The sequence below is a fragment of the Virgisporangium aliadipatigenens genome (genome assembly GCF_016863615.1).
GTDB lineage: Bacteria > Actinomycetota > Actinomycetes > Mycobacteriales > Micromonosporaceae > Virgisporangium > Virgisporangium aliadipatigenens.
Genome location: NZ_BOPF01000002.1, coordinates 344,692 through 365,824 on the forward strand (window position 1 = coordinate 344,692; position 21,133 = coordinate 365,824).

22 protein-coding genes are annotated in these 21,133 nt (G+C 71.9%); 9 read left to right on the forward strand and 13 right to left on the reverse strand.

Annotation, left to right across the window (positions count from 1 at the left end; translation table 11 throughout):
• Window positions 1-171 precede the first annotated feature (171 nt).
• From Val02_RS02235 to manD, 8 genes are all read left to right on the forward strand, one after another.
• The gene (locus Val02_RS02235; RefSeq protein WP_239151685.1) at window positions 172-579 is read left to right on the forward strand and encodes a YciI family protein; all 408 of its coding nucleotides are present in this window, start codon (window positions 172-174) and stop codon (window positions 577-579) included.
• Window positions 576-1,715, forward strand: a complete 1,140-nt coding sequence (locus tag Val02_RS02240; RefSeq protein ID WP_203897123.1) for an RNA polymerase sigma factor — start codon at window positions 576-578, stop codon at window positions 1,713-1,715. Before Val02_RS02235 ends, Val02_RS02240 begins: the two co-directional genes overlap by 4 nt.
• A 118-nt stretch (window positions 1,716-1,833) precedes the next feature.
• On the forward strand, window positions 1,834-2,823 hold the full coding sequence (locus tag Val02_RS02245) for a LacI family DNA-binding transcriptional regulator (RefSeq protein WP_203897124.1): 990 nt from the start codon (window positions 1,834-1,836) through the stop codon (window positions 2,821-2,823).
• A gap of 12 nt (window positions 2,824-2,835) precedes the next feature.
• A complete protein-coding gene (locus tag Val02_RS02250; protein ID WP_203897125.1) occupies window positions 2,836-4,032 on the forward strand; it encodes an ABC transporter substrate-binding protein in 1,197 nt (398 codons plus the stop codon).
• Window positions 4,029-5,099 carry an ABC transporter ATP-binding protein gene (locus tag Val02_RS02255; RefSeq protein WP_203897126.1) on the forward strand — a complete coding sequence of 357 codons (1,071 nt, stop codon included), beginning with the start codon at window positions 4,029-4,031 and terminating at the stop codon, window positions 5,097-5,099. The genes Val02_RS02250 and Val02_RS02255 overlap by 4 nt, the downstream gene beginning before the upstream one ends.
• Window positions 5,096-5,977: an ABC transporter permease gene (locus Val02_RS02260; RefSeq protein ID WP_203897127.1), complete on the forward strand. Its 882-nt coding sequence runs from the start codon at window positions 5,096-5,098 to the stop codon at window positions 5,975-5,977. The genes Val02_RS02255 and Val02_RS02260 overlap by 4 nt, the downstream gene beginning before the upstream one ends.
• Window positions 5,974-6,816, forward strand: coding sequence for an ABC transporter permease (locus tag Val02_RS02265; protein WP_203897128.1), 843 nt, complete (start codon window positions 5,974-5,976; stop codon window positions 6,814-6,816). Before Val02_RS02260 ends, Val02_RS02265 begins: the two co-directional genes overlap by 4 nt.
• A complete protein-coding gene (gene manD / locus Val02_RS02270; protein ID WP_203897129.1) occupies window positions 6,813-8,021 on the forward strand; it encodes a D-mannonate dehydratase ManD in 1,209 nt (402 codons plus the stop codon). Before Val02_RS02265 ends, manD begins: the two co-directional genes overlap by 4 nt.
• A gap of 5 nt (window positions 8,022-8,026) precedes the next feature.
• On the opposite strand, the gene Val02_RS48535 is transcribed toward manD, so the two are convergent.
• Together Val02_RS48535 and Val02_RS02280 are read right to left on the reverse strand one after the other, a co-directional pair.
• A complete protein-coding gene (locus Val02_RS48535) occupies window positions 8,027-9,148 on the reverse strand; it encodes a glycoside hydrolase family 12 protein (protein ID WP_203897130.1) in 1,122 nt (373 codons plus the stop codon).
• A 96-nt stretch (window positions 9,149-9,244) separates the two neighbouring features.
• The gene (locus Val02_RS02280) at window positions 9,245-9,457 is read right to left on the reverse strand and encodes a hypothetical protein (protein WP_203897131.1); all 213 of its coding nucleotides are present in this window, start codon (window positions 9,455-9,457) and stop codon (window positions 9,245-9,247) included.
• Between the two features lie 123 nt (window positions 9,458-9,580).
• Here Val02_RS02280 and Val02_RS47080 point away from each other — a divergent pair, with 123 nt between their 5' ends.
• Window positions 9,581-10,540: an AraC family transcriptional regulator gene (locus tag Val02_RS47080; RefSeq protein WP_239151691.1), complete on the forward strand. Its 960-nt coding sequence runs from the start codon at window positions 9,581-9,583 to the stop codon at window positions 10,538-10,540.
• A 24-nt stretch (window positions 10,541-10,564) separates the two neighbouring features.
• Here the strand turns inward: Val02_RS47080 and Val02_RS02290 are convergent, their stop codons facing one another.
• From Val02_RS02290 to Val02_RS02340, 11 genes are all read right to left on the reverse strand, one after another.
• Window positions 10,565-11,179, reverse strand: a complete 615-nt coding sequence (locus Val02_RS02290; protein WP_203897132.1) for a hypothetical protein — start codon at window positions 11,177-11,179, stop codon at window positions 10,565-10,567.
• Complete coding sequence (locus Val02_RS02295) at window positions 11,176-12,525, reverse strand: hypothetical protein (protein ID WP_203897133.1); 1,350 nt, start codon at window positions 12,523-12,525, stop codon at window positions 11,176-11,178. The genes Val02_RS02290 and Val02_RS02295 overlap by 4 nt, the downstream gene beginning before the upstream one ends.
• Window positions 12,522-13,322 carry an ABC transporter ATP-binding protein gene (locus Val02_RS02300; protein ID WP_203897134.1) on the reverse strand — a complete coding sequence of 267 codons (801 nt, stop codon included), beginning with the start codon at window positions 13,320-13,322 and terminating at the stop codon, window positions 12,522-12,524. The genes Val02_RS02295 and Val02_RS02300 overlap by 4 nt, the downstream gene beginning before the upstream one ends.
• 20 nt (window positions 13,323-13,342) lie before the next feature.
• A complete protein-coding gene (locus Val02_RS02305; protein WP_203897135.1) occupies window positions 13,343-14,152 on the reverse strand; it encodes a cupin domain-containing protein in 810 nt (269 codons plus the stop codon).
• Window positions 14,149-14,712: an RNA polymerase sigma factor gene (locus tag Val02_RS02310; protein ID WP_239151701.1), complete on the reverse strand. Its 564-nt coding sequence runs from the start codon at window positions 14,710-14,712 to the stop codon at window positions 14,149-14,151. Before Val02_RS02310 ends, Val02_RS02305 begins: the two co-directional genes overlap by 4 nt.
• 114 nt (window positions 14,713-14,826) lie before the next feature.
• Complete coding sequence (locus tag Val02_RS02315; RefSeq protein WP_203897137.1) at window positions 14,827-15,228, reverse strand: hypothetical protein; 402 nt, start codon at window positions 15,226-15,228, stop codon at window positions 14,827-14,829.
• A gap of 26 nt (window positions 15,229-15,254) precedes the next feature.
• Entirely contained in the window at window positions 15,255-15,605 is a 351-nt protein-coding gene (locus tag Val02_RS02320; RefSeq protein ID WP_203897138.1) for a hypothetical protein, read from the reverse strand.
• Window positions 15,606-15,718: 113 nt separating this feature from the next.
• Entirely contained in the window at window positions 15,719-17,716 is a 1,998-nt protein-coding gene (locus Val02_RS02325; protein WP_203897139.1) for a family 20 glycosylhydrolase, read from the reverse strand.
• Window positions 17,717-17,793: 77 nt separating this feature from the next.
• The gene (locus Val02_RS02330) at window positions 17,794-18,108 is read right to left on the reverse strand and encodes a DUF4387 domain-containing protein (RefSeq protein ID WP_203897140.1); all 315 of its coding nucleotides are present in this window, start codon (window positions 18,106-18,108) and stop codon (window positions 17,794-17,796) included.
• Window positions 18,101-19,453, reverse strand: coding sequence for an acyclic terpene utilization AtuA family protein (locus Val02_RS02335; protein WP_203897141.1), 1,353 nt, complete (start codon window positions 19,451-19,453; stop codon window positions 18,101-18,103). The genes Val02_RS02330 and Val02_RS02335 overlap by 8 nt, the downstream gene beginning before the upstream one ends.
• 11 nt (window positions 19,454-19,464) lie before the next feature.
• A complete protein-coding gene (locus tag Val02_RS02340; RefSeq protein WP_203897142.1) occupies window positions 19,465-21,129 on the reverse strand; it encodes an FAD-binding dehydrogenase in 1,665 nt (554 codons plus the stop codon).
• Between the last annotated feature and the right edge of the window lie 4 nt (window positions 21,130-21,133).

The following is a 21,133-nucleotide window of genomic DNA, read 5'->3' on the forward strand; positions in this document are numbered from 1 at the left end:
GAGCCCGCACACCCCACTCCGGACCCGGACGGCGGAACCCGCCTCCGGGTCCGGCGCCGTTCGCGGAGGTTCCGCGAAATCGGTCGGGCGGGGGTGTCGAGAATGTGGTGGCGGCTCCGTCCCCGGGGTACGAGCGGCCACGAGGGCCGGCCGAGACGAAGGAGAACCACCGTGAAGTACCTGCTGCTGAAGCACTACCGTGGCGGCCCTGCCCCCGTTGTCGACCGCGGCTCCATCTACACCTGGACGCCCGAGGAGATGGACGCGCACGTGCAGTACATGCGCGATTTCGCCGAGAAGCTGAAGGAGACCGGCGAGTTCGTCAGCGAGGAGGCGCTGTCGTCCGAGGGGGCCTGGGTGCGCTTCGACGGCGAGGGACGCCCGCCGGTCACCGACGGGCCGTTCGCCGAGACGAAGGATCTCATCGCCGGCTGGATGATCATCGACGTGGAGTCCTGGGACCGCGCCGTCGAACTGGCGGGTGAGCTGTCCGCCGCGCCCGGTGCCGGCGGCGAGCCGATTCACGAGTGGCTGGAGGTGCGGCCGTTCTACGGCGCGCCGCCCCTGGTGTCCGAGTGAACGACGCCCTGCTGCGGGAACTGGTGCCCGCGGTCATCGGCATCCTCGTCCGGCGCGGAGCGGACTTCGCGTCGGCCGAGGACGCCGTGCAGGAGGCGCTGATCCGGGCGCTCGAACACTGGCCGGCCGACCCGCCGCGCGACCCGAAGGGGTGGCTCGTGGCGGCCGCGTGGCGCAAGTTCCTCGACGCGGCCCGGTCGGAGTCGTCGCGGCGCGGGCGGGAGCTGGCCGTCGACGCCGAACCGGCACCCGGCCCGGCGGCCGACACCGACGACACGCTGCGCCTGTACTTTCTGTGCGCGCATCCGACCCTGCCGGCGGGTTCGGCCGTCGCGCTGACCCTGCGGGCGGTCGGCGGCCTCACCACCCGTCAGATCGCGGCGGCGTACCTGGTGCCCGAGGCGACCATGGCGCAGCGGATCAGCCGCGCCAAGAAGAAACTGGAGGGGCGGTCGTTCGACCGGTCCGGCGACCTCGGGACCGTGCTGAGGGTGCTGTACCTGGTCTTCAACGAGGGGTACGGCGGCGATGTCGACCTGGCGGCGGAGGCCATCCGGCTCACCCGCCAGCTCGCCGCCCTGACCGCCGAACCGGAGGTCGCCGGCCTGCTCGCGTTGATGCTGCTGCACCACGCGCGCCGCGCCTCGCGCACCGGGCCGGCCGGTCGGCTGGTGCCCCTCGCCGCCCAGGACCGTTCGCGGTGGGACACCGGGCTGATCGCCGAGGGGGTCGACATCCTGCAGCACGCGCTGGCCCGCGACCGGCTGGGCGAGTACCAGGCGCAGGCCGCGATCGCCGCCCTGCACGCCGACGCCCCGAGCACGGACGAGACGGACTGGGTGCAGATCGTCGAGTGGTACGACGAACTTCTTCGTCTCACCGACAGCCCGGTGGTGCGCCTCAACCGGGCGGTGGCGGTCGGGGAGGCCGACGGCGCGCGGGCCGGGCTGGCGGCCCTGGCCGAGGTGAGCCCCGACCTGCCGCGCCACAGGGCGGTGGCCGCGTACCTGCACGAGCGCGACGGCGACCTGAAACGGGCCGCCGCGCTGTACGCCGAGGCGTCCCGCGTCGCCGCGAGCGTGGCCGAGCGCGACCACCTGGCCCGGGAGGCCGCCCGGGTGCGGCAGCTTCTATGACCACATTCCGCAAACGTTTTCATTCTTGATGGCCTTTATAGACCGCGATCTCTTGACAGCCTCCTGAAACACGTTCCACACTTCCCGGCAACGCACGAACGCGCCGGAGGAGGCGGTCGTGGCCGTCACGATCAGGGATGTCGCCCGCGACGCAGGGGTCTCGGCGTCCACCGTGTGCCGCGCACTCTCCTCGCCCGAGCTGGTCAAGGCGGAGACGCGGGAACGGGTCAGGCGTTCGGCGAGCGCGCTCGGCTACTCGCCCAACAAGGCGGCCCGGGGACTCATCACCGGTAGGACGGGCAACCTCGGGCTCATCGTTCCCGATCTGGCCAACCCGTTCTTTCCCGGGGTGGTCAAGGGCATCCAGGCCAGGGCGCGCGAGCTGGACTACGCCGTCTTCGTGGCCGACACCGACGAGGTACCCACCGCCGAGGCCGAACTGGTGCAGGCGCTCGCCAAACAGGTCGACGGCATCGTGCTGTGTTCGCCGCGGATGAGCGAGTCCGCGCTGCGCCCGCTGGCTGAGCAGACCCCCACCGTCCTGCTCAACCGGCGGGTGAGCCGCATTCCGTCGGTGACGTTCGACAACCTCGACGGCATGCGTCAGGCGGTGGCCCATCTGACGGCCCTGGGGCACCGCCGCGTCGCCTACGTCGGCGGCCCGCGCAGTTCCTGGTCCAACCGCGAACGGCTGCGCGGCCTGCGCACCGCCGCCGCGGCCAACCGGCTGGAACTCGTCGAGGTCGGCAACGTGCTTCCCCAGTTCACCGGCGGAATCGCGGCGGCGGATCTGGTGCTCGCCGCGGACGTCACGGCGGTCGTGGCCTACAACGACCTCATCGCCCTCGGCCTGCTGAGCCGCTTCCGCGCCCGCGACGTGGACGTGCCCGGGCACATCAGCGTCATCGGCATCGACGACATCGCCATGTCGGCGATGGTGCACCCGCCCCTGACCACCGTCTCCTCCCCGGTCGAGCAGAGCGGCCGCGCCGGTGTGGACCTGCTGCTCGACCTCATGGAGAACCCCGATCGCACCGCGACCGCCCGCCGCGAGCTCGACACCCACCTGACGGTGCGGGGCTCCACCGGCCCCCTGCACCGGCCCTAGAAGGGACCCCTCATGAAACGTCCCACCCCCATCGTCCTGGCGGCGCTGTGCGCGCTCGCCGCGTGCGGCGCACCCGACTCCGGCGGCTCCACCGACACCGGCGGCGACGTGCCGGAGAAGCCCGGTTCGGCCGTCACGCTGAACGTGCTCGACGTCGCCGGCAATCTCCAGCTGACCCAGGGGATGATCGACGACTTCGCCGCGAAGAACTCCGGCATCGTGTCGAAGGTGACCTACACCAAGGCCACCGCCCCGGAACTGGTCGGCAAGGTGAAGGCGCAGCAGGACGCCGGCCGGGTCGACATCGACCTCGTGCTGACCGGCGTCGACGGGCTCGCGGCCGGGATCGACCAGCAGCTGTGGACGCCGCTGCTGCCGAAGTACGCCGACCGGCTGCCCGGCATGCAGGAGTACCTGCCCGGTGCTGCGGCGATGCAGAAGCTCGCCGGCGACTTCGGCGTCACGGTCACCTACTACCCGTCCGGGCCGCTGATCGAGTACCTGCCGTCGAAGGTGCCCAACCCGCCGAAGTCCGCGCCGGAGCTGCTGGAGTACGCGAAGGCCAACCCGGGCGCCGTGCAGTACGCCCGCCCGTCGAACTCCGGGCCGGGACGGACGTTCCTCATGGGGCTGCCGTACCTGCTGGGCGACAGCAACCCGAAGGATCCCACCAACGGCTGGGAGAAGACCTGGGCGTTCCTCAAGGAGCTGGACAGGACCATCACGCTCTACCCGTCCGGAACGGGCGAGACGATGAAGAACCTCGCGAACGGCTCGGCGAAGGTGATCCTGTCGACGACCGGCTGGGACATCAACCCGCGCGTGCTCGGCCAGGTGCCGAAGGAGGCGAAGGTCGGGACCCTGCAGGGCTTCCACTGGGTCACCGACGCGCACTACGCGGTCGTGCCGAAGGGCGTCTCGACGGACAAGCAGGCGGCCGTGCTGCAACTGCTGAGGTTCATGCTCACCAAGGAGCAGCAGGCGAAGGCGTACGACAAGGGGTACTTCTACCCGGGGCCGGCGGTGAAGGACGTTCCGCTGTCGCTGGCGCCGGCCGACAGCCGCAAGGCCATCGAGGACTTCGGGCGGCCCGAGTACGAGGCGCTGATCGCCGGCAATCCCCTGGAGGTGCCGCTCGGTGCCAAGGAACTGGTGGCGGCGTTCGACCGCTGGGACCGCGAGATCGGCGGCGCGAAGGTGAACAAGTGACCGCATCCTTCGAGGAGCTGCGGCTGGAGGGGGTCAGCCGCAGCTTCTCCGGGAACGCCGCGCTCGCCGACCTCGACCTGACCATCCGGCGCGGCGAGTTCATCGCCCTGCTCGGGCCGTCCGGCTGCGGCAAGTCCACGGCGCTCAACTGCCTCGCCGGCCTGCTGCCGCTCACCGGTGGGCGGATCTGGTGCGACGACACGCGATTGGACACGCTGCCGCCGGAGAAGCGCGGCTTCGGCATGGTGTTCCAGAACTACGCGCTCTTCCCGCACCTGTCGGTGTGGCGCAACATCGCGTTCGGGCTGCAGATGCGGCGGCTGCCGCGGGCCGAGATCCGCAAGCGGGTCGACGACGCGGTGCATCTGGTGCGGCTGAAGGAGCACGTCGCCAAGCTGCCCGGCCAGCTCTCCGGCGGGCAGCAGCAACGGGTCGCCATCGCCCGCGCCGTCGTCCTCGAACCGTCACTGGTCCTCATGGACGAGCCACTGTCCAATTTGGACGCCAAGCTGCGGCTGGAGATGCGCACCGAGATCCGCCGCCTGCACCAGACGCTCGGCCTGACGACGGTCTACGTGACGCACGACCAGGAGGAGGCGCTGTCGCTCGCCGACCGGCTGGTGGTGCTGCGCGACGGGAAGGTGCAGCAGATCGGGCCGCCGGAGGAGGTGCACACCCGCCCGGTGAACAAGTACGTGGCCGACTTCATGGGCTACCGCAACCTCGTCCTCATGCAGGCGTCCACTGTGGAGGGTGGCCGGGTCACCGTCACCGGGCACGGCCTCACGCTCGTCGGCACGCCGGTCGGCGACATCGAGCCGGGTGACGCCGTCGTGGTCGGCGTGCGCCCCGAGGACCTGCGCATCGGTGACGTCGTCGAGGACGGGCCGGCGGCCGTCGTGGAGGTCGTGGAGTACCAGGGCCGGGAGGTCGCCGTCGAGGCGCGCACGGCCTCCGGGATCGAACTGCACCTGCGCACCGATCGCCGCCCGGCGCCGGGTGACCGGATCGGCATCGCGGTGGATCCGCGGCGGCTGCTGGTCTTCCCCGCCGGACCCGACTCATGAGCCGGGTCTCGCTGCGGCACCGGCTCGCCGAACGGGGCATCGACCGCAACCTGCTGCTGTTGCTGCCCGCGGCCGTCTTCGTGCTGACGCTGTTCATCTACCCGTTCTTCTACGGGGTGGGGCTGTCGTTCCAGCCGAAGCGCGGCGGGCCGCTGGGTGCCTATCGGGAGTTCTTCACCGACGCGTACCTGCGCGACACCGTCTGGACCACGCTCAGGCTCTCGTTGCCCGCCGCGCTGCTGAACGTGCTCGCGTCGGTCCCGATCGCGCTGCGGATGCGGGGCCGGTTCCGGGGGCGGCGGCTGGTCACCACGATCCTGGTCGTGCCCATCACGCTCGGCACCGTGCTGACCGCGCAGGGGCTGCTCAACTTCCTGGGGCCGACGGGCTGGTTCAACCGCATCCTGATGTCGGTCAGGATCGTGGACACGCCGGTGAGCCTCACGCACAACTACTGGGGCGTGTTCCTCTCGCTCGTCATCACCGGGTTCCCGTTCGCGTTCCTGCTGGTGCTGTCGTACCTGTCCGGCATCGATCCGACGCTGGAACGGGCCGCCGCAACGCTCGGTGCCGGCCGCTGGCAACGGTTCCGACGGATCACGTTGCCGCTGCTGGCGCCGGGGCTGGCGACGACGTTCTGCCTCACGTTCGTGCTGGCGTTCAGCGTGTTCCCGTCCGCCGTCCTCGTCGGGGATCCGAGCGGGACGACCCGGGTCATCTCGATCGCCGCCTACGACGCCGCGTACGTCAAGTACGACTACGCCCTCGCCTCGGCCGTCGCGGTCGTCATGGGTGTCGTCGAACTCGTCGTCATCGCGACCGTCCTCGGTGGACGGTCGCTGCTGTACACCGGTTCCACGTCGGGAGGGAAGGGATGAGCGGTCGTCGCATCGTCGCGTCGCCGGGCGCCTGGCTCGTCTGGGGCGCCGTCGTCTTCTTCTTCGTGAACCTCGCCGGCGTCATCGGTTCGGTCGTGGTGTCGTCGTTCGGGACGCGCTGGTTCGACACGTGGCTGCCCGAGGGCGGGTGGACCACGAAGTGGTACTCGCAGGCGTGGGACGAGTTCACGCTGCTGCCGGTGCTGACCGTGACGCTGGAGGTGTCGCTGCTCGTCGTCGGCGTCTCCGTGCTGATCGGGGTGCCCGCGGCGTACGTGCTGGCGCGGCGGTCGTTCCCCGGCAGGCGCCTGCTGTATCTGCTGTTCCTGCTGCCGATCCTGATGCCGCCCATCACGTACGGGATCCCGCTCGCGACCGTGCTGTACAAGTACGGGTTCGCGGGCAACCTCAGCGGGGTGGTGCTCGCCAATCTGGTGCCGTCGGTGCCGTTCGTGATCCTGACGATGACGCCGTTCATCGAGCAGATCGACCCGGCGATCGAACGCGCCGCGCGCATGTGCGGGGCCGGCACGACCCAGGTGTTCCTGCGGATCCTGGCGCCGCTGCTGGTGCCCGGCATCCTCGCGGCGTCGATCCTGGTGCTGGTGCGCACGGTCGGGATGTTCGAGCTGACGTTCCTGACGGCCGGGCCGGACTCGCAGACGCTCGTGGTCGCCCTCTACTACTCAATGTCGGCGGCCGGCATCCGCGCCCAGCAGAGCGTGGACGCCATGGCCGTCATGTACACCTCGATGATGTTGGTGCTGCTGGTCGTGGCGCTGCGGTTCGTCAATCCGACGCAGCTCGTCGCGCGCGTGAAGGAGGACGTGTCCGAATGAGGATCGTGGACGCGCGGGTCATCGTGACCTGCCCGGGGCGCAACTTCGTCACGCTCAAGATTGTCACCGACGAGGGCGTGACGGGCGTCGGCGACGCCACGCTCAACGGCCGCGAACTCGCCGTCGCCGCGTACCTCACCGAACACGTGGTGCCGCTGCTCGTCGGCCGCGACCCGGCCCGCATCGAGGACACCTGGCAGTACCTGTACAAGGGCGCCTACTGGCGGCGCGGACCGGTGACGATGAGCGCCATCGCGGCCGTCGACACCGCCCTGTGGGACATCAAGGGGAAGGTCGCCGGGCTGCCCGTGTACCAGCTGCTCGGCGGCCGCTGTCGGGAGGGCGTGACGGTGTACGGGCACGCCAACGCCGAGACCACCGACGAGGTGCTGGTGGAGATCGCCCGCTACGTCGACCTGGGCTACAGGGCGGTGCGCGTGCAGACCGGCGTGCCGGGGCTCGCGAAGACGTACGGGGTCAGCGGCGACCGGATGTTCTACGAGCCGGCCGACGCGGCGATCCCCACCGAGGCGGCGTGGTCGACCGAGAAGTACCTGACCCACGTGCCGAACGTCTTCGCCAAGGTGCGCGCCGAGTTCGGCCCCGGGCTGAAGCTGCTGCACGACGTGCACCACCGGCTGACGCCCATCGAGGCGGGGCGGCTCGGCAAGGCGTTGGAGCCGTTCGCGCTGACCTGGATGGAGGACCCGGTGCCGGCCGAACTCCAGGAGGGGTTCCGGCTGCTGCGACAGCACACGACGACGCCGATCGCGGTGGGGGAGGTGTTCAACACCATCTGGGACTGCCAGCAGTTGATCACCGAACAGCTCATCGACTACATCCGCACCACCGTCGTGCACGCCGGTGGGATCAGCCACCTGCGGCGCATCTACGACCTCGCCGCGCTGTACCACGTGCGCAGCGGCTCGCACGGCGCGACCGACCTGTCGCCGGTGTGCATGGCGGCGGCCCTGCACGTCGACCTGTCCATCCCGAACTTCGGGCTCCAGGAGTACATGCGGCACACGCCGGAGACGGACGAGGTGTTTCCGCACGCGTACACGTTCGACCGGGGGTATCTGGATCCGGGGGACGCACCGGGACTCGGCGTGGACATCGACGAGGAACTGGCCGGGCAGTATCCCTACCGCCCGGCCTCCCTGCCGGTGAACCGCCTGGAGGACGGCACCATGCACTCGTGGTGACGTGATCAGCTGACGGTCATCGCGAAGCTGTTGTCGGTGAAGGCCGCGCTGCCGTTGGTGCCGCTGATCTCGAAGCCGAACTGCACCTCGCCGACCGTCACGTCGGCCCACCAGCCCTGCGTGCGCAGCCAGGTGAGGATCGCCTTGACGTCGACCGTGCCGGAGTTGGTGTTGCTCGTGCGCAGGAACGAGTACACCGCGTTGGCGCCGTTGTTGCCGCGGTAGACGTTCCAGGTGTGGCCGCCCAGGCTCAGATTGCGGAACGCGGGGACGGCGCCGTTCTGGTCGTACGCGTCGGCGATCGGCCCCACGGCGCCGTTCCAGTTCATCCACAGCATGACCTCGTAGGCCCAGTTGTTCGCCCAGATGTCGTACGTGGTGGCGTAGTTGCCGCTGCCCGGCACCGTCACGTTGAACGAACTGGTCAGCGTGCCGATCGAGCTGACCGTGCGGTTGAGCGAACCGCGCACGGTGTGCGGGTAGGACTTCACGCCGGAGGTCATCGGGTGGTTGGCGATGACGCCCCAGTTGGTGGGGCTGCGCGCCCAGATGGTCTGGCTGCCGGCGCCGGAACCCCAGATGTTGTTGTAGAGCGTGTATCCGTTGCTCTGCCAGGTGTCCCACTGGCCCGAGGCGACCCAGACGGCGTCGGACGGGACGCCGGGCGTGCCGGGGTTGGCGGGCGTCGGGCTCGGGGATGCCGGACCGCCGGTGGCGCTGCCCGTGCACGCCACTCCGTTGAGCGCGAAACCTGTCGGGACCGGGTTGCTGCCGGTCTGCGAGCCGTTGAAGCCGAACGAGGCGGTGCCGTTGGTGCCTAGTGCGGCGTTGTAGGAGGCGTTGCGTGCGGTCACCTGGGTGCCGGCCTGGGTGACGGTGGCGTTCCACGCCTGGGTGACGGTCTGGCCGGCGGCGTAGGACCAGGTGAGGGCCCAGCCGTTGATCGGGCCGCCGAGGTTGGTGACGGTGACGTTGGCGCCGAACCCGCCCGGCCAGCTGCTGCTGATCGCGTAGTCGACGCGGCAGCCGGTGGCCGCCGATGCCGGGGGAGCGGTGGCGAGGATCGCCCCGGCCGCGGCGAGGAGGGCCGCTGCGGCCGGGGCAAGGACAGGTGTACGTCTTCGCATGACTGTCCGACCTTCCACGAGGCACAAGTTTGTTGGGGGTTCAAACTTAAGAGCATCGATGGGAGGGGTCAACCGGTGCTGAAATGTGCAGGCCCGTCAGCCGGCCCGCGACGCGAACGCCCGGCGGTTGGCGCGTTCGAGCAGCTGTTCCGCCCGGGACTGGGCGCGCAGGGCGGACTGGCACGCCGCGACGGCGCGGCGGCGGAGTTGCTCGGTGGTCGCCCGTCGCTGCTCGGCTCGGCGACGGGCCTGTTCGGCGAGGGCCTGCAGCTGTAGCGCGCGCCGACGGATCGGGTGTAAGTCGTCCACGAAATTCATGCCGCCGGTTGACAACCGTTGTGTCAAATCGCCCCCGCGGTACGCTTCGCTGAGCGACTGAGAGCGACGCAATGTACACAGCTTGCATCGGCGAACGGGCACTCGGAGGGGCGGATGTCGGCGCAGCAGCCGGTCGAGCGGGCCGCCGTGGCGTCCCGGGATCTCGGTGAGGTGCACGAGCTGATCCGCCGTCGCTACGTCGAGAACCTGCCGCGCATCGTCGGTCCCACCGACGGTTTCGCGTTCCGCTCCGAGGCGGCCAGCGCCGGCGGCCTGTCCATCGACCGCATCGCCTGGTGGGCGGACATGTCGATCGCCACCGACCCGTTCGAGACGACCGTGGTGGCCACCGTGCTCGACGGGACGTTCCACATGAGAGGCGGCCGCCTGGAGGGCCGCGGGGTGCGGGGCGACTCGCTGCTCTACCCGTCGCGCGCCGCCCTCCAGGTGCTGATGGAACGGGTCACCTGCCAGGTCGTCCAGCTTCCCGCGGCCGCGATCGACCGGGTCGCCGCCCGGGCCGGCGTCGACCCGGTGGACCTGCGCTTCGACGGCATGGCCCCGGTCTCGCCGGCCGCCGGGCGGCAGTGGCTGGCCACGATCGCCTACCTCAGCCGGCTGCTCGCCGGCGCCGGTCCGGCCGGCATCCACCCGTTCATGCTGAGCGCCGCGATCGACGCGGCGGCCACCGCGGCGCTGACCGTCTTCCCGAACACCACGATGACCGTCGACGCCCCCGGGCCGGGACGGGTCGCGCCGGCCGCCGTCCGCCGCGCCGTCGCCCACATCGAGGCGCACGCGGGCGAGCCGATCACCGTCGAGGACGTCGCCGCCGCGGCCGGTCTCGGCGTGCGGGCGCTGCAGGCGGCGTTCCGCAAGCATCTCGACACCACGCCGGTCGCGTACCTGGCCCGGGTCCGCCTCGAACGCGCCCATCACGAGCTGCGCGCGGCCGGGCCCGGCGTCACCGTCGCCGAGGTCGCCCACCGGTGGGGGTTCGGCGATCTCGGGCGGTTCGCCGCCCGCTACCGCGCGGCGTTCGGGCGGCTCCCGAGCCACACGCTGCGCACCTAGCGCCTGCCATTTGCCGTCGAACGCCTACTGCTCCAGCGACGCCTCGGCGGCCGAGACCGGCGGGCCGACCCGCAGCGCGTAGCCGATCACCCCGGCCGCCAGGAACGCCCCGGCCGTGATCGCACCGATCCGGTTCTCCGGCGGCTGGATCATCCACAGCGCCACCTGCCGCCACCCCGGCCCGCCCGGCACCTGCAGCAGGCACTGCACCGCCGCCCACGCCAACGGCACCTGCCACGCGTGTCGCGCACCGGCGAGCGCGGTGCCGAGCCCGATCAGCCCGATCAGCCCGGCCGCGTTGCGCACCAACGCCTTCTCCGGGCCGAAGTCGGTGCCGACCAGCCGCGCGGCGATCAGCAGGCCGGCCACCAGCACCCCGCACGCCACGAGGTGCAGCACGCGCCGGGGCGGCCAGGGCAGCGCGGCGGTCTTCTCCAGCGCGGCGTCGTTGCCGGCGAGCGTCGGCGCGAACGGCACCGCGGCCAGGGCGGCGGTGAGCACCGTGAGACCGGTGTTCACCTGCGCGTCCTTGGTCATGCCGGCCCAGGCGGCCGCGACGGCGGCGATGGCGCCGGCCGAGGCGGCCACGGCCGCGGGGACCCGCCGCGAGCGCAGGTACAGCGGCACGAACCGGCTCACCGGCCCTCGCCCTCGCCGGTGAGGATCGGCATCAGTTCCTGCTCGCAGCGCGCGGCGGCGTCCCGCAGGGCGGTCACCCGACGCAACTGCTCCTGCTCCGGCAGCGCGCGCAGCGCGGCCAGGGCGTCGCGGATCTCCTGCTCATGATGGTCCGTGACGAGGTACCCGAACGGCGGGAAGTACATCCGGACCATGTCGGTACCCAGGAGCCAGGCGCCGGAGACGCTCATCGCGATGTCGTCGGGCGCGCCGCACCCGGACCAGTACGTGCCGCCGCCCATGACGATGCTGTCGGTCACGTCCGGGTCCTTACCCGTGTCAGGATCGATTTCCAGGGTGAACTGCACCGTGCCCGGCTCCGGCTTCACCAGCTGCCACTGCTCGCTGTCGTTGCGGCCGAGATGCGGCAGCCGCACCTCCACCGCGCGGGTGGGGGCGTTCGGGAGCTTGGCGAGTGCGGCCAGCGCGCGGCGGGCCTGCGGAGCGACGTCCTTCAGCATGTGCGCGTGCACGGCGGTCAGGCACACCTGCGGGGTCCCGTCGGCGCACACCAGCGCCTGCGCCGCGCGGTCGATCTGCCACTGTCCCGCCGAGCCGGGTGCGCTGATGAACATCAGCCCGGCCAGGCCGGCGGCCAGCGCCCCGAACGCTCCCGTGCGCGACGCCCACGAGGTGCCCACGGCGAACAGCAGCCCGGCCGCGATGAAACCGGCCGCCAGTGCCGTTCGCGCGAGGAGGGCCGTGGTGGAGACGGTCTCCCAGGCGGCGTCCGGCGGATTGTTGATCATCAGGTCGAGATGGTGCAGCGGGCTCTTGGCCGGCATGCTCTGCACCGCGAACTGCACCACGAGCGTGGCGGCCGCGAGCGCCGGCGGCAGCAGCGGCGACCCCCACCGGCGGCCGACGGCGATGCCCAGCCACCCGGCGCCCACCAGCACCAGGGCGTCGACCAGCGGCGCCACGAACCCCCGCGCACCCAGGTAACCGTCGACCACCCCGGCGGTGAGCACCGCACCGAGCGCGCCGACGAGCAGGTGGGTGGCGGCGACGCCGATGCCGAGCGCGGCCATCGCCGGCAACGACCGCTGCCAACGGGGCCGGCCGGTGCTGTCCATCAGCTCCCGCGCCCGGGTGCGCCGGTCCCGCCTGCCGAGCACCACCCCGCCGGCCAGCGCCAGCGGCATGAGGACGAACATGTACGTGCTCTGCGAGTAGCCGAAGCGCAGCCACTGCCCCCACCAGAACTGATACATCGCGCCGACGCCGAGCGCGGTGATCAGGAACAGCAGCAGGGCCAGACCCTTGGCGTTCGAGCGGAGCAGCTCGATGCGCAGCGGGCGGGTCATCGGGCACCGCCCCGGTGCTGCGCGAGCAGGTACGAGTAGCCGCGCTCGGCCGGGCTGTCGCCGACGCCGCCGTTCTCGCCGAGGCGCACGAGGTCGGCGGGAACGCCCTGGTGCACCAGTTTCCCGAGATCCATCAGAACGACGTCGGAGCACGCCGCCACGACGTCCTCCACCAGGTGCGTGGAGACCAGCACGCAGGCCTCGGTGCCCAGTTCGCGGATCAGCTCGCGGAACTCCACGCGCTGTTCCGGGTCGAGGCCGACGGTCGGCTCGTCGAGCAGCAGCAGGTCCGGCTCGTTGACGATCGCCTGCGCGATGCCGGCCCGGCGCAGCATGCCGCCGGAGAGCGACTTGAGTCGCTTGTCGGCCCGGTCGGCGAGGCGCACCCGTTCGATGGCGCGCTGCGCCGCCGCCGGAACGGCCGACGCCGGCATCTCGCGCAGCCACGCCATGTACTCGACGTAGTCCCGCACCGTGAAGCGCGGGTAGTACCCGAACTGCTGCGGCAGGTAGCCGAGCCGGCCGCGGGTCCGGCGCAGTTCCCGCGTGCGGGCGGCGTCGGTGCCGAGCAGGCGCAGCGTGCCTCCGTTCGGCCGGACGACCGTGGCGAGGGCGCGCATGAGCGTGCTCTTGCCGGCGCCGTTCGGGCCGAGGAGGCCGTGCACACCGGTGCCGAGCGCCAGGTCGAGCCCGTCGACGGCGAGATGCCGCCCGGCCTTGACCTTCAGCGCCGTTGCCTCGATCGCCCAGGCGTGCCGCGTCGGTGCGATCTCCTGTGCGCCTATCGCGCGAACCATCTGTGTTCTCCTCATGGATATCAGCGCCAGTGGGCGGGGCCGCGCAGGTCGTCCGCGCGCAGCACCGCCGTCACGGCGAGGATCAGGGCGGCCGCGGCCCAGCCGGGCATGGTCTCGAACCGGAGCAGGCTGTCGACGACGGTCGGTTCGTCGCGGAACCACGTCGCCGCGAGCACCGTCAGCAGCCAGCCCCCGCTCAGGAGCCCCGCCGCCGTCGGGACGCCCACCCGGCCGCCGAGCAGCAGCGTCGCGCCGGTGAACGTCAGGCAGGGCAGCAGCCACAGCGCGGGATTGCGGCCGAGGCCGACCCCGGCGGCGGCCAGCAGCGGGAACACCATCGCGAGGACGGTGAGGCTGCGGCGCAGCAGCAGTTCCACACCCGCCCGGGAGGTACCGGCGATCAGCTCCCAGTTCGGGTTGGCCCGCCGGGACCAGGCGACCGCGAGGCCGGCGAGCGGCGCCACCGGGGCGATCAGCAGCACGGTCGAGGGCCGGTCCGGGAAGTTCCGGTCGAGCAGGAACGCCGCGAGGATGGCGACGGAGGTCGTCACGATCCAGGCGAGCAGCGACCAGTCGGTCCAGCGCAGGAACCACCGCCGGAACCGGCGCCGGGCCACCGGCCGCGGCCCGGTCCGCGCCTCCTGGAGGATCGCCGTTCTGGCCTCGCCGAGCAGGTCCGCGAGCGGCGGCGGGGCCAGGTCGGCGAGCCGCCCCCGGCAGTGCGCGCACCCGTCGAGGTGCGCCTCCAGGGTCCAGATCGCGGCGTCGTCCAGCGCCGGCTCACCGCCCGCGTATGCGGCCAGCGCCGCCGGTGGAACGTGGGCGGTCATGCCAGCGCCTCCCGTAGTGCGTTGCGTGCGCGCCGTGCGCGGCTCTTGACCGTTCCCTCGGGCACGCCCAGCAGGACCGAGGTCTCCCGGACGGTGAACCCGTCGAGCACCATCGCGGCGAGCACCTCCCGCAGCTCCGGTGCGAGGTCGTTGAGCGCGGTCGCCAGCTCGAGGCCGATCGACCCGAGGGCCTCGTCCTCGGCGGCCGGCACGCTGCGCACCGGCAGGTGCTCGGCCGGAACCTCCTGGGTGCGGGCGCGCTTGCGCAGCGCGTCCACGAGGCGCCGCGCGGCGATGGTCCAGATCCAGCCGGCCGCGCTGCCGCCCGGCGCGTCGGTGCCCCCGGAGCGCCGGATCCCCGCGAACGACCCGGCCGCCCGCCACACGGTGACGTACGTGTCCTGCAGGACCTCCGCGACGATGCCGTCGTCGCGACACCGGCGGCGCAGCCGCATGGCGAGCCACGGCGACGTTCGGCGGTACAGCTCGTCGAACGCGTCGAGGTCGGCCCGCGCCACGCGGCGCAGCAGGCGTTCCTCGTCGTCGCTACTTCTTCCCACGCCCAGATGGTCGACCACGACCGCCCGGATGGATCACGTGTGCGAGTGATCCAGGTCACATGCGGCCGGCTCCCGCCTCCGCCGCGCACGGAGCCGGGAGCCGGCGGTGATCGCTCAGATCAGGTTGAGCACCTTCGTGGGGCTGTTCCGGACCGTCTCCACCGGCAGCATCGGCGTCAGGGTCACCCGCGCCTGGAGCTCGTCCGGGTTCGGCTCCGGCGGTTGGTCCTCGTTGAGCAGGTCGCGGCTGACCGCGAAGGTGTGGTCGCGGAAGAGGGTCGGGGCGTTCTCGGCCCTGATGATGGCCGCGCTGACGTCGGCGATCAGGTCGTCCACGCCGTCCTCGCCGGCCCCCTGGTCGATCCCGAAGATCTGGATGCACTCCAGGTACTCCAGGCGGGAGCGGACGTCGAAGTCGGTGAACGTGATCGTGTAGCGCACGCGCACGTTGAGCAGGTTGAGGTCGGTCGGGTGTGCGAGCAGGTCGACCGTCACCGCACCGGGGATGGATGCCATGTCCTGGTTCCTTCGGGTGTCGTGGTTCAGCGGCTGAAGAGGCGGCGCGCCGTACGGGCGCTGATCGGGTGTGCGAGCCGGACGCGGCCGGCGCGGAACGCCTCGAGCGGCGATTCCGTTCCGCCGGCGAGGCGCAGCACGGTGTCGCGGCTCGCCAGCACGGTGAGGTCCGCGGCCTCCGTGGACCGTCCGGCGGGGTCCAGCGCGATCCGCCAGACGAGTTCGTCGCCGTCGGGGGTGCCGCGGAGTTTCCCCGCGATGCCGCTGTCGCCGGCGGCGTGCAGTTCCTCGACGAAGCGGTCGATCAGGGACCGGATCTCCTGGTCGGTGACGGTGGGTTCGCTGCCGGCTCCGATGAGCCGCGCGGTGTTGGGCATGGTGCGTTCTCCTGGGTCCGCTCGGGATCGTTCGTACGACGGCAAGCGTGCCGACGATGCCCCGTCGTGCCCATGCGGAATTCCGCGTACCAGGAGTGTGCGTTCTTGGACAGCTAGTGGAGCACCGTCACCGTGAACGGGGCGGTGGTGCTGCCGTTCGGGGTGGTGACCGTGAGCCTCGCCCGGAACACGCCTCTGCGGGCGTACCGATGGGAGGCCGTCGCGGTGTAGATGCCGTTGGCGGTCTTGTTGGTGCCGGAGACTCCGCTCAGCGTCGCGGGGGTCGTGCTGCCGTCGCCCCAGTCGACCGTCGCGGAGACCCGGTCGAGCGGCACGCCCGGCGCGGCGATCGAGGCGATCGGGCCGTTGACCGGACGGCCGCCGACGACCCGGTCCGGTGCCGACACGTCGACCCGCCACGGCACCTGCGGGGACGGGTAGAAGTTCGCGCCCCGCAGCTGCCACCGGGCGCCGTGCCCGGCCAGGCGGGTGACGAAGGAGGCCAGGGTGCGCTCCGGGTGCGCCCGCGGCGACCAGCCGATCTCCGCCGCCGCCGGCAGCCGGGGGAACGCCTGGAACTCGAAGTCGGCGAGCGTGCGCAGCGTCTCCGACCAGATCGGCGCCTCGACGCCGAGGATGTTCGCGTCGGTGACGGCGGGCAGGACGGTGCCGTCGGAGAGCGTGCGGGCCGGGATGTACGAGGCCGGGTCGCTGCTGGTGCCGGACCAGTTGTAGACCTGCGCGACGTCGAGCCGGCCGGCCCACTCCAGGCCGAGCGGACTGCCCGCGAACTGCTTCATGTCCAGGTACATGTGGTTGGCCGGCGACATGACGACCCGCATGCCCTTCTGGACGGCGTGCCGGGCCGAGTCACCGGCCGGGCCGGTCGGGTCGCCGTTGTTCCAGTACTGCGCCACGGCCGGCGTCGAGGCGTCGAAGTTCGCCTGGGAGATCTCCGCCCAGCCCATGACGATCTTGCCGCGTTCCCGCACGATGCGCGCCTCGTGGTCGACGAAGTCGACGTAGCGTTCGTGCGACAGGGTCGTCGGGGGCACCTCGTCGCCGCCGAGGTGGTAGTAGGGCCCCGGCGACATGGCGGTGAGCTGGGTGATGATGTCGGTCAGGATCGCCCAGGTGTGCGGGCTCTCCGGGCACAGGGCGCTGTAGCCGACGTCGCCGGTCAGGTTCCACTGCGGCGGGGTGCGGTTGGTGCAGTTGACGTCGGGCAGCACCGGATCGGCCTCGGGTCCGGCGTAGGACATGACGATCGCGTTGGTGTGCCCGGGGGAGTCGACCTCGGGGACGACGGTCAGGTGCCGGGCCGCCGCGTAGGCGACCACGTCCACGTACTCGGCCTGGGTCCAGAAGCCGCCGGGGTCGTTGTCGATGGAGAACTGGCCGCCGATCTCGGTCAGCTCCGGCCGGCCGTTGATCGCGATCCGGAAGCCCTGGTCGTCGCTGACGTGCAGGTGCAGCACGTTGATCTTGTAAGCGGCGGCGCGGTCGATGAGGCGCTTGACCACCTCCGGCGGCTGGAAGTGCCGGGCGATGTCGAGCATGATGCCGCGGTACGCGTACCGGGGCGTGTCCGTGATCCGCACGCCGGAGACCGACCACGGCCCGGGTCGCACCGTCGGGCTCTCGATCCAGGGCGGCAGCAGTTGGCGCAGCGTCTGCACCCCGTAGAACAGGCCGGCCGCGCCCGCCGCCTCGATCCGCACGCCGGTGCGGGAGGCCGTGAGCCGGTAGCCCTCGTCGCCGAGGTCCGCGGCGTCGCTCAGGCGCAGCGCGATGTCGCCGGGCCGGGCCGCCCCCGCCGACACCTCCAGGGGGTAGCCGGTCGAGGGGCGCAGGATCGCCGCCAGATCGGCCGCGGCGCGACGCGTCCCGGCGGTGTCCGGGGCGACCGCGATCCGGCTCTGCGGGCGCAGCGTGAAGGTCTCCCCGGGAACGGCCTCCGCCGCGGCCGGCAGCGGCACGACCGTCGGCGCCGCCGCCCGCGCCGCGCCCGCGAAGGCGGGTCCCTGGGTGGCCAGCGCGCCCGCCTGAACCGCGAGCGCGACGACCAGTGCCATCCGTCCGTGCCGCATCGACCTGCTCGGTGTCCGCATGTCCAGATCCTCCCCGCTCGGGCGCGCGCCGTCCGGCGATCAGTGCGATAGACACTAATCAATGGGGAGTCGGTGGTCTAGTCCAGCGGCAGCAATGCGAGCGGCACGTGGTGCTGCCCCGCGTGGATGTCCCGGTCGCGCGTGCTGCCCTGGCTCACCGGACGGGGGAACGAGATCTTGACGACGTTCAGCTCCGGGATCCGGAAGAACCGGATGCCCTCGGCCGGGATGTCGTACAGCCGCGCGATCACCCCCGCGTTGAGGAACAGGTCGTCGGCGACCAGCGCGTACCCGTCCGCGTCGCGCATGAAGAGCTCCATCGTGATCCAGAACGGCCCGGCGTTCTTGGAACGCACCTCGTGCGCGAGATCTCCTACGACCCGGTCAGGCATCGAGCACGCTCCGGAAGAGTGCGGTCGGCGAGTCGACGTCGACGACGTGGTTGAGGACGAACTCGTAGGCGGCGCCGCGTTCGGTCTCGGCGGGTGAGGTGGCGAAGGCGAGGCTGGGCAGATAGTCCATGTCGGGCGTGGGTAGGTGCAGCATCAGCGGGTTGGCGACCTTGGCGATCGCCGTGGCGGTCTGCTGGTCGACCGCGTTGACGAGCAGCATGACGCCGACCTCGCGCGGCGGGCCGGCGGCCGGGTCGATGTGTTCCAGGACCGCGTTGTAGCCGTAGAGGCGGATGTCGAGGATGTACTCGTCCTCGGTGAGCCCGAGCGTCTGCGCGACGCGTTCGGTGAGGACCATGCGCAGCAGCGCGGCCCAGGTGTCGATCTGGCTCAGGATGTGCGGGTCGCGGATCGCGGTGAACGACATCGTCTCGTAGCCGGAGATCCGCGCGCCCTCCAGCTTGATCGTGTGCTGGTCGGCGAGCTCGAAGCGGGAGCCCTCGACCCGGACCCGGCGCTCGTCCAGGGCCCGGTAGGTCGCGTCGCTCACCACCAGCGTCCCCGCCGGTTCCCTCATCTCGAACGGGTTCACCGTCTCGTACAGCATGTGCGCGGCCACGGTCGTGGGGGTGCACGCGGCGGCCGGATCCAGCGGCTCGACGGTGAAGCCGTTCGCGTCGATCGTGGCGAACACCCCGCCGGAACGCGGGTTCGTGGTGCACTGCGCGCCGCACTCGACGATCTTCGCGGCGTGCCACGTGGGGCCGGCGGGCATGCCGTGCATCAGGGGAAAGGCGGCGGCCACGGCGGTGTCGGTGGCGCGCCCGGCGAGAACGACATCCGCACCGGCCCGCAGCGCCTCCTCGATCGGTTCGTGCCCCATCATCCCCACGATGTGCGTGCAGCTCTCCAGCACGTCGGCCGTCAGCTCGCCCGCGGGCGGCAACGGGTGGATGCGGCGCTCCTTGAGGTCAGCGGCGTTCTGCTCGCTGTAGATGCGCGCGATCCGCAGACCCAGCCCCTCCTCGGCCAGGATCCCCTCGGCGATGCCGGCGACCCAGTCGACGCCGGAGTCCGTTCCCGAGGTGCCGCAGGAGCCGACGATGAGCGGGATGCCGGCGGTGGCCGCCGCGCGCAACAGGACGCGCAGGTCGCGGGCGACGGCCGCGGCGGCCGTCTTCGCCGTTCCCCGGCCGAGGTAGTAGGGGCCGGAGTCGGTGGAGCCCCCGTCCACGGCGATGACGTCGGCACCGAGGGCGAGGCCGCGCTCGACGGACTCGGGCGGGAACCCGGCGCCCAGCATGCCTGCCGGCACCAGGATCCGCACGGTGTCTTTGTCTGGCAAGGGTTTTCCTTTCATAGGATCGCGGCGGCCGCGGCGCGGCCGGCCTCCCTTCCGGAGAAGAGGCAGCCGCCGAGGAACGTCCCCTCGAGCGCGCGGTAGCCGTGCATGCCGCCGCCGCCGAAGCCGGCGACCTCGCCCGCGGCGTACAGCCCCGGCACCGGCGAGCCGGCCGGGTCGAGCACCCGCCCCAGCAGGTCGGTGTGCAGGCCGCCGAGGGTCTTGCGGGTCAGCACGTGCAGCTTCACCGCGATCAGCGGCCCCGCCTTCGGATCGAGGACGCGGTGCGGCGGCGCGGTGCGGATCAGCCGGTCCCCGCGGTAGCGGCGGAAGTTGGTGATGGCGGCGATCTGCATGTCCTTCGTGAACGGGTTCGCCAGCTCCCGGTCGCGCGCCTCGACGGTGCGGCGCACGTCGGCGAGGTCGAGCAGCGGCTCGGGCGTCTTGGCGTTCATGCCCTTGACCAGTTCGTCGAGGGTGTCGGCCACGACGAAGTCCGCGCCCTTGCGCTTGAACGCGTCCACCGGCGCCGGCGCGCCGCCGCGCACGCGGCCGAGCACCTGGCGGACGTTGCGGCCGGTGAGGTCGGGATTCTGTTCGGAGCCGGAGAGCGCGAACTCCTTCTCGATGATCTTCTGCGTGAGCACGAACCAGCTGTGGTCGTACCCGGTGGCGCGCAGGTGATTCAGGGTGCCCAGGGTGTCGAAGCCCGGGTACAGCGGCACCGGCAGCCGTCGGCCGCGCGCGTCCAGCCAGATCGAGGAGGGGCCGGGCAGGATGCGGATGCCGTGCAGCGGCCAGATCGGGTCCCAGTTCTGGATGCCCTCGACGTAGTGCCACATGCGGTCGGGGTTGATGACGGTGCCGCCGGCCGCCTCGGTGATGCCGATCATGCGCCCGTCGACGTGCGCGGGCACGCCGGAGAGCATCTGCTCCGGCGGGGTGCCGAGGCGGGTGGGCCAGTTGCGGCGCACGAGGTCGTGGTTGCCGCCGATGCCGCCGGAGGTGACGAGCACGGCCTGCGCGGTGAACGCGAAGTCGCCGATCGCCGTGCGGGAGGTGGCCGTGCCGCGGGCGCCGTCCGCCGGTTCCAGGACGGTGCCGCTGACGCCGGTCACGACGCCGTCCGTCGTGGTCAGCGCGTCGACGCGGTGGCGGAACGCCAGCCGCACGAGCCCCCGCTCCGCGGCCTCCCGGACCAGGCGCACGAACGGCTGCACCACACCCGGGCCGGTGCCCCAGGTGATGTGGAAGCGGGGCACCGAGTTGCCCGGGCCCTGCGCGTCGTAGCCACCGCGTTCGGCCCAGGAGACGATGGGGAAGAACGTGATGCCGCGCCCGCGCACCCAGCTGCGCTTCTCGCCGGCCGCCCACGCCACGTACGCCTCGGCCCATTTGCGCGGCCACTCGTCCTCGGGCCGGTCGAACCCGGCCGTGCCGAGCCAGTCCTGCCACGCCAGTTCGTGCGAGTCGCGGATGCCCATCCGGCGCTGCTCGGGCGAGTCGACGAGGAAGAGCCCGCCGAACGACCAGAACGCCTGCCCGCCGAGGCTCTGCTCCGGCTCCTGCTCGACCAGCACGACCGACCGGCCGGCGGCGACCAGTTCGGCGGTGGCGACCAGTCCGGCGAGGCCGGCGCCGACCACGATGGCGTCGGCGGTGGTGGTTTCCGTGTTCATCTGC

What these genes read in the sequence shown, in the direction of transcription:
- Val02_RS02250 (WP_203897125.1), top strand. Translation starts at nt 2,836, where the DNA reads ATGAAACGTCCCACCCCCATCGTCCTGGCGGCGCTGTGCGCGCTCGCC.
- Val02_RS02260 (WP_203897127.1), top strand. Translation starts at nt 5,096, where the DNA reads ATGAGCCGGGTCTCGCTGCGGCACCGGCTCGCCGAACGGGGCATCGAC.
- Val02_RS02265 (WP_203897128.1), top strand. Translation starts at nt 5,974, where the DNA reads ATGAGCGGTCGTCGCATCGTCGCGTCGCCGGGCGCCTGGCTCGTCTGG.
- manD (WP_203897129.1), top strand. Translation starts at nt 6,813, where the DNA reads ATGAGGATCGTGGACGCGCGGGTCATCGTGACCTGCCCGGGGCGCAAC.
- Val02_RS48535 (WP_203897130.1), bottom strand. Translation starts at nt 9,148, where the DNA reads ATGCGAAGACGTACACCTGTCCTTGCCCCGGCCGCAGCGGCCCTCCTC.
- Val02_RS47080 (WP_239151691.1), top strand. Translation starts at nt 9,581, where the DNA reads ATGTCGGCGCAGCAGCCGGTCGAGCGGGCCGCCGTGGCGTCCCGGGAT.
- Val02_RS02295 (WP_203897133.1), bottom strand. Translation starts at nt 12,525, where the DNA reads ATGACCCGCCCGCTGCGCATCGAGCTGCTCCGCTCGAACGCCAAGGGT.
- Val02_RS02300 (WP_203897134.1), bottom strand. Translation starts at nt 13,322, where the DNA reads ATGGTTCGCGCGATAGGCGCACAGGAGATCGCACCGACGCGGCACGCC.
- Val02_RS02305 (WP_203897135.1), bottom strand. Translation starts at nt 14,152, where the DNA reads ATGACCGCCCACGTTCCACCGGCGGCGCTGGCCGCATACGCGGGCGGT.
- Val02_RS02315 (WP_203897137.1), bottom strand. Translation starts at nt 15,228, where the DNA reads ATGGCATCCATCCCCGGTGCGGTGACGGTCGACCTGCTCGCACACCCG.
- Val02_RS02320 (WP_203897138.1), bottom strand. Translation starts at nt 15,605, where the DNA reads ATGCCCAACACCGCGCGGCTCATCGGAGCCGGCAGCGAACCCACCGTC.
- Val02_RS02325 (WP_203897139.1), bottom strand. Translation starts at nt 17,716, where the DNA reads ATGCGGACACCGAGCAGGTCGATGCGGCACGGACGGATGGCACTGGTC.
- Val02_RS02330 (WP_203897140.1), bottom strand. Translation starts at nt 18,108, where the DNA reads ATGCCTGACCGGGTCGTAGGAGATCTCGCGCACGAGGTGCGTTCCAAG.
- Val02_RS02340 (WP_203897142.1), bottom strand. Translation starts at nt 21,129, where the DNA reads ATGAACACGGAAACCACCACCGCCGACGCCATCGTGGTCGGCGCCGGC.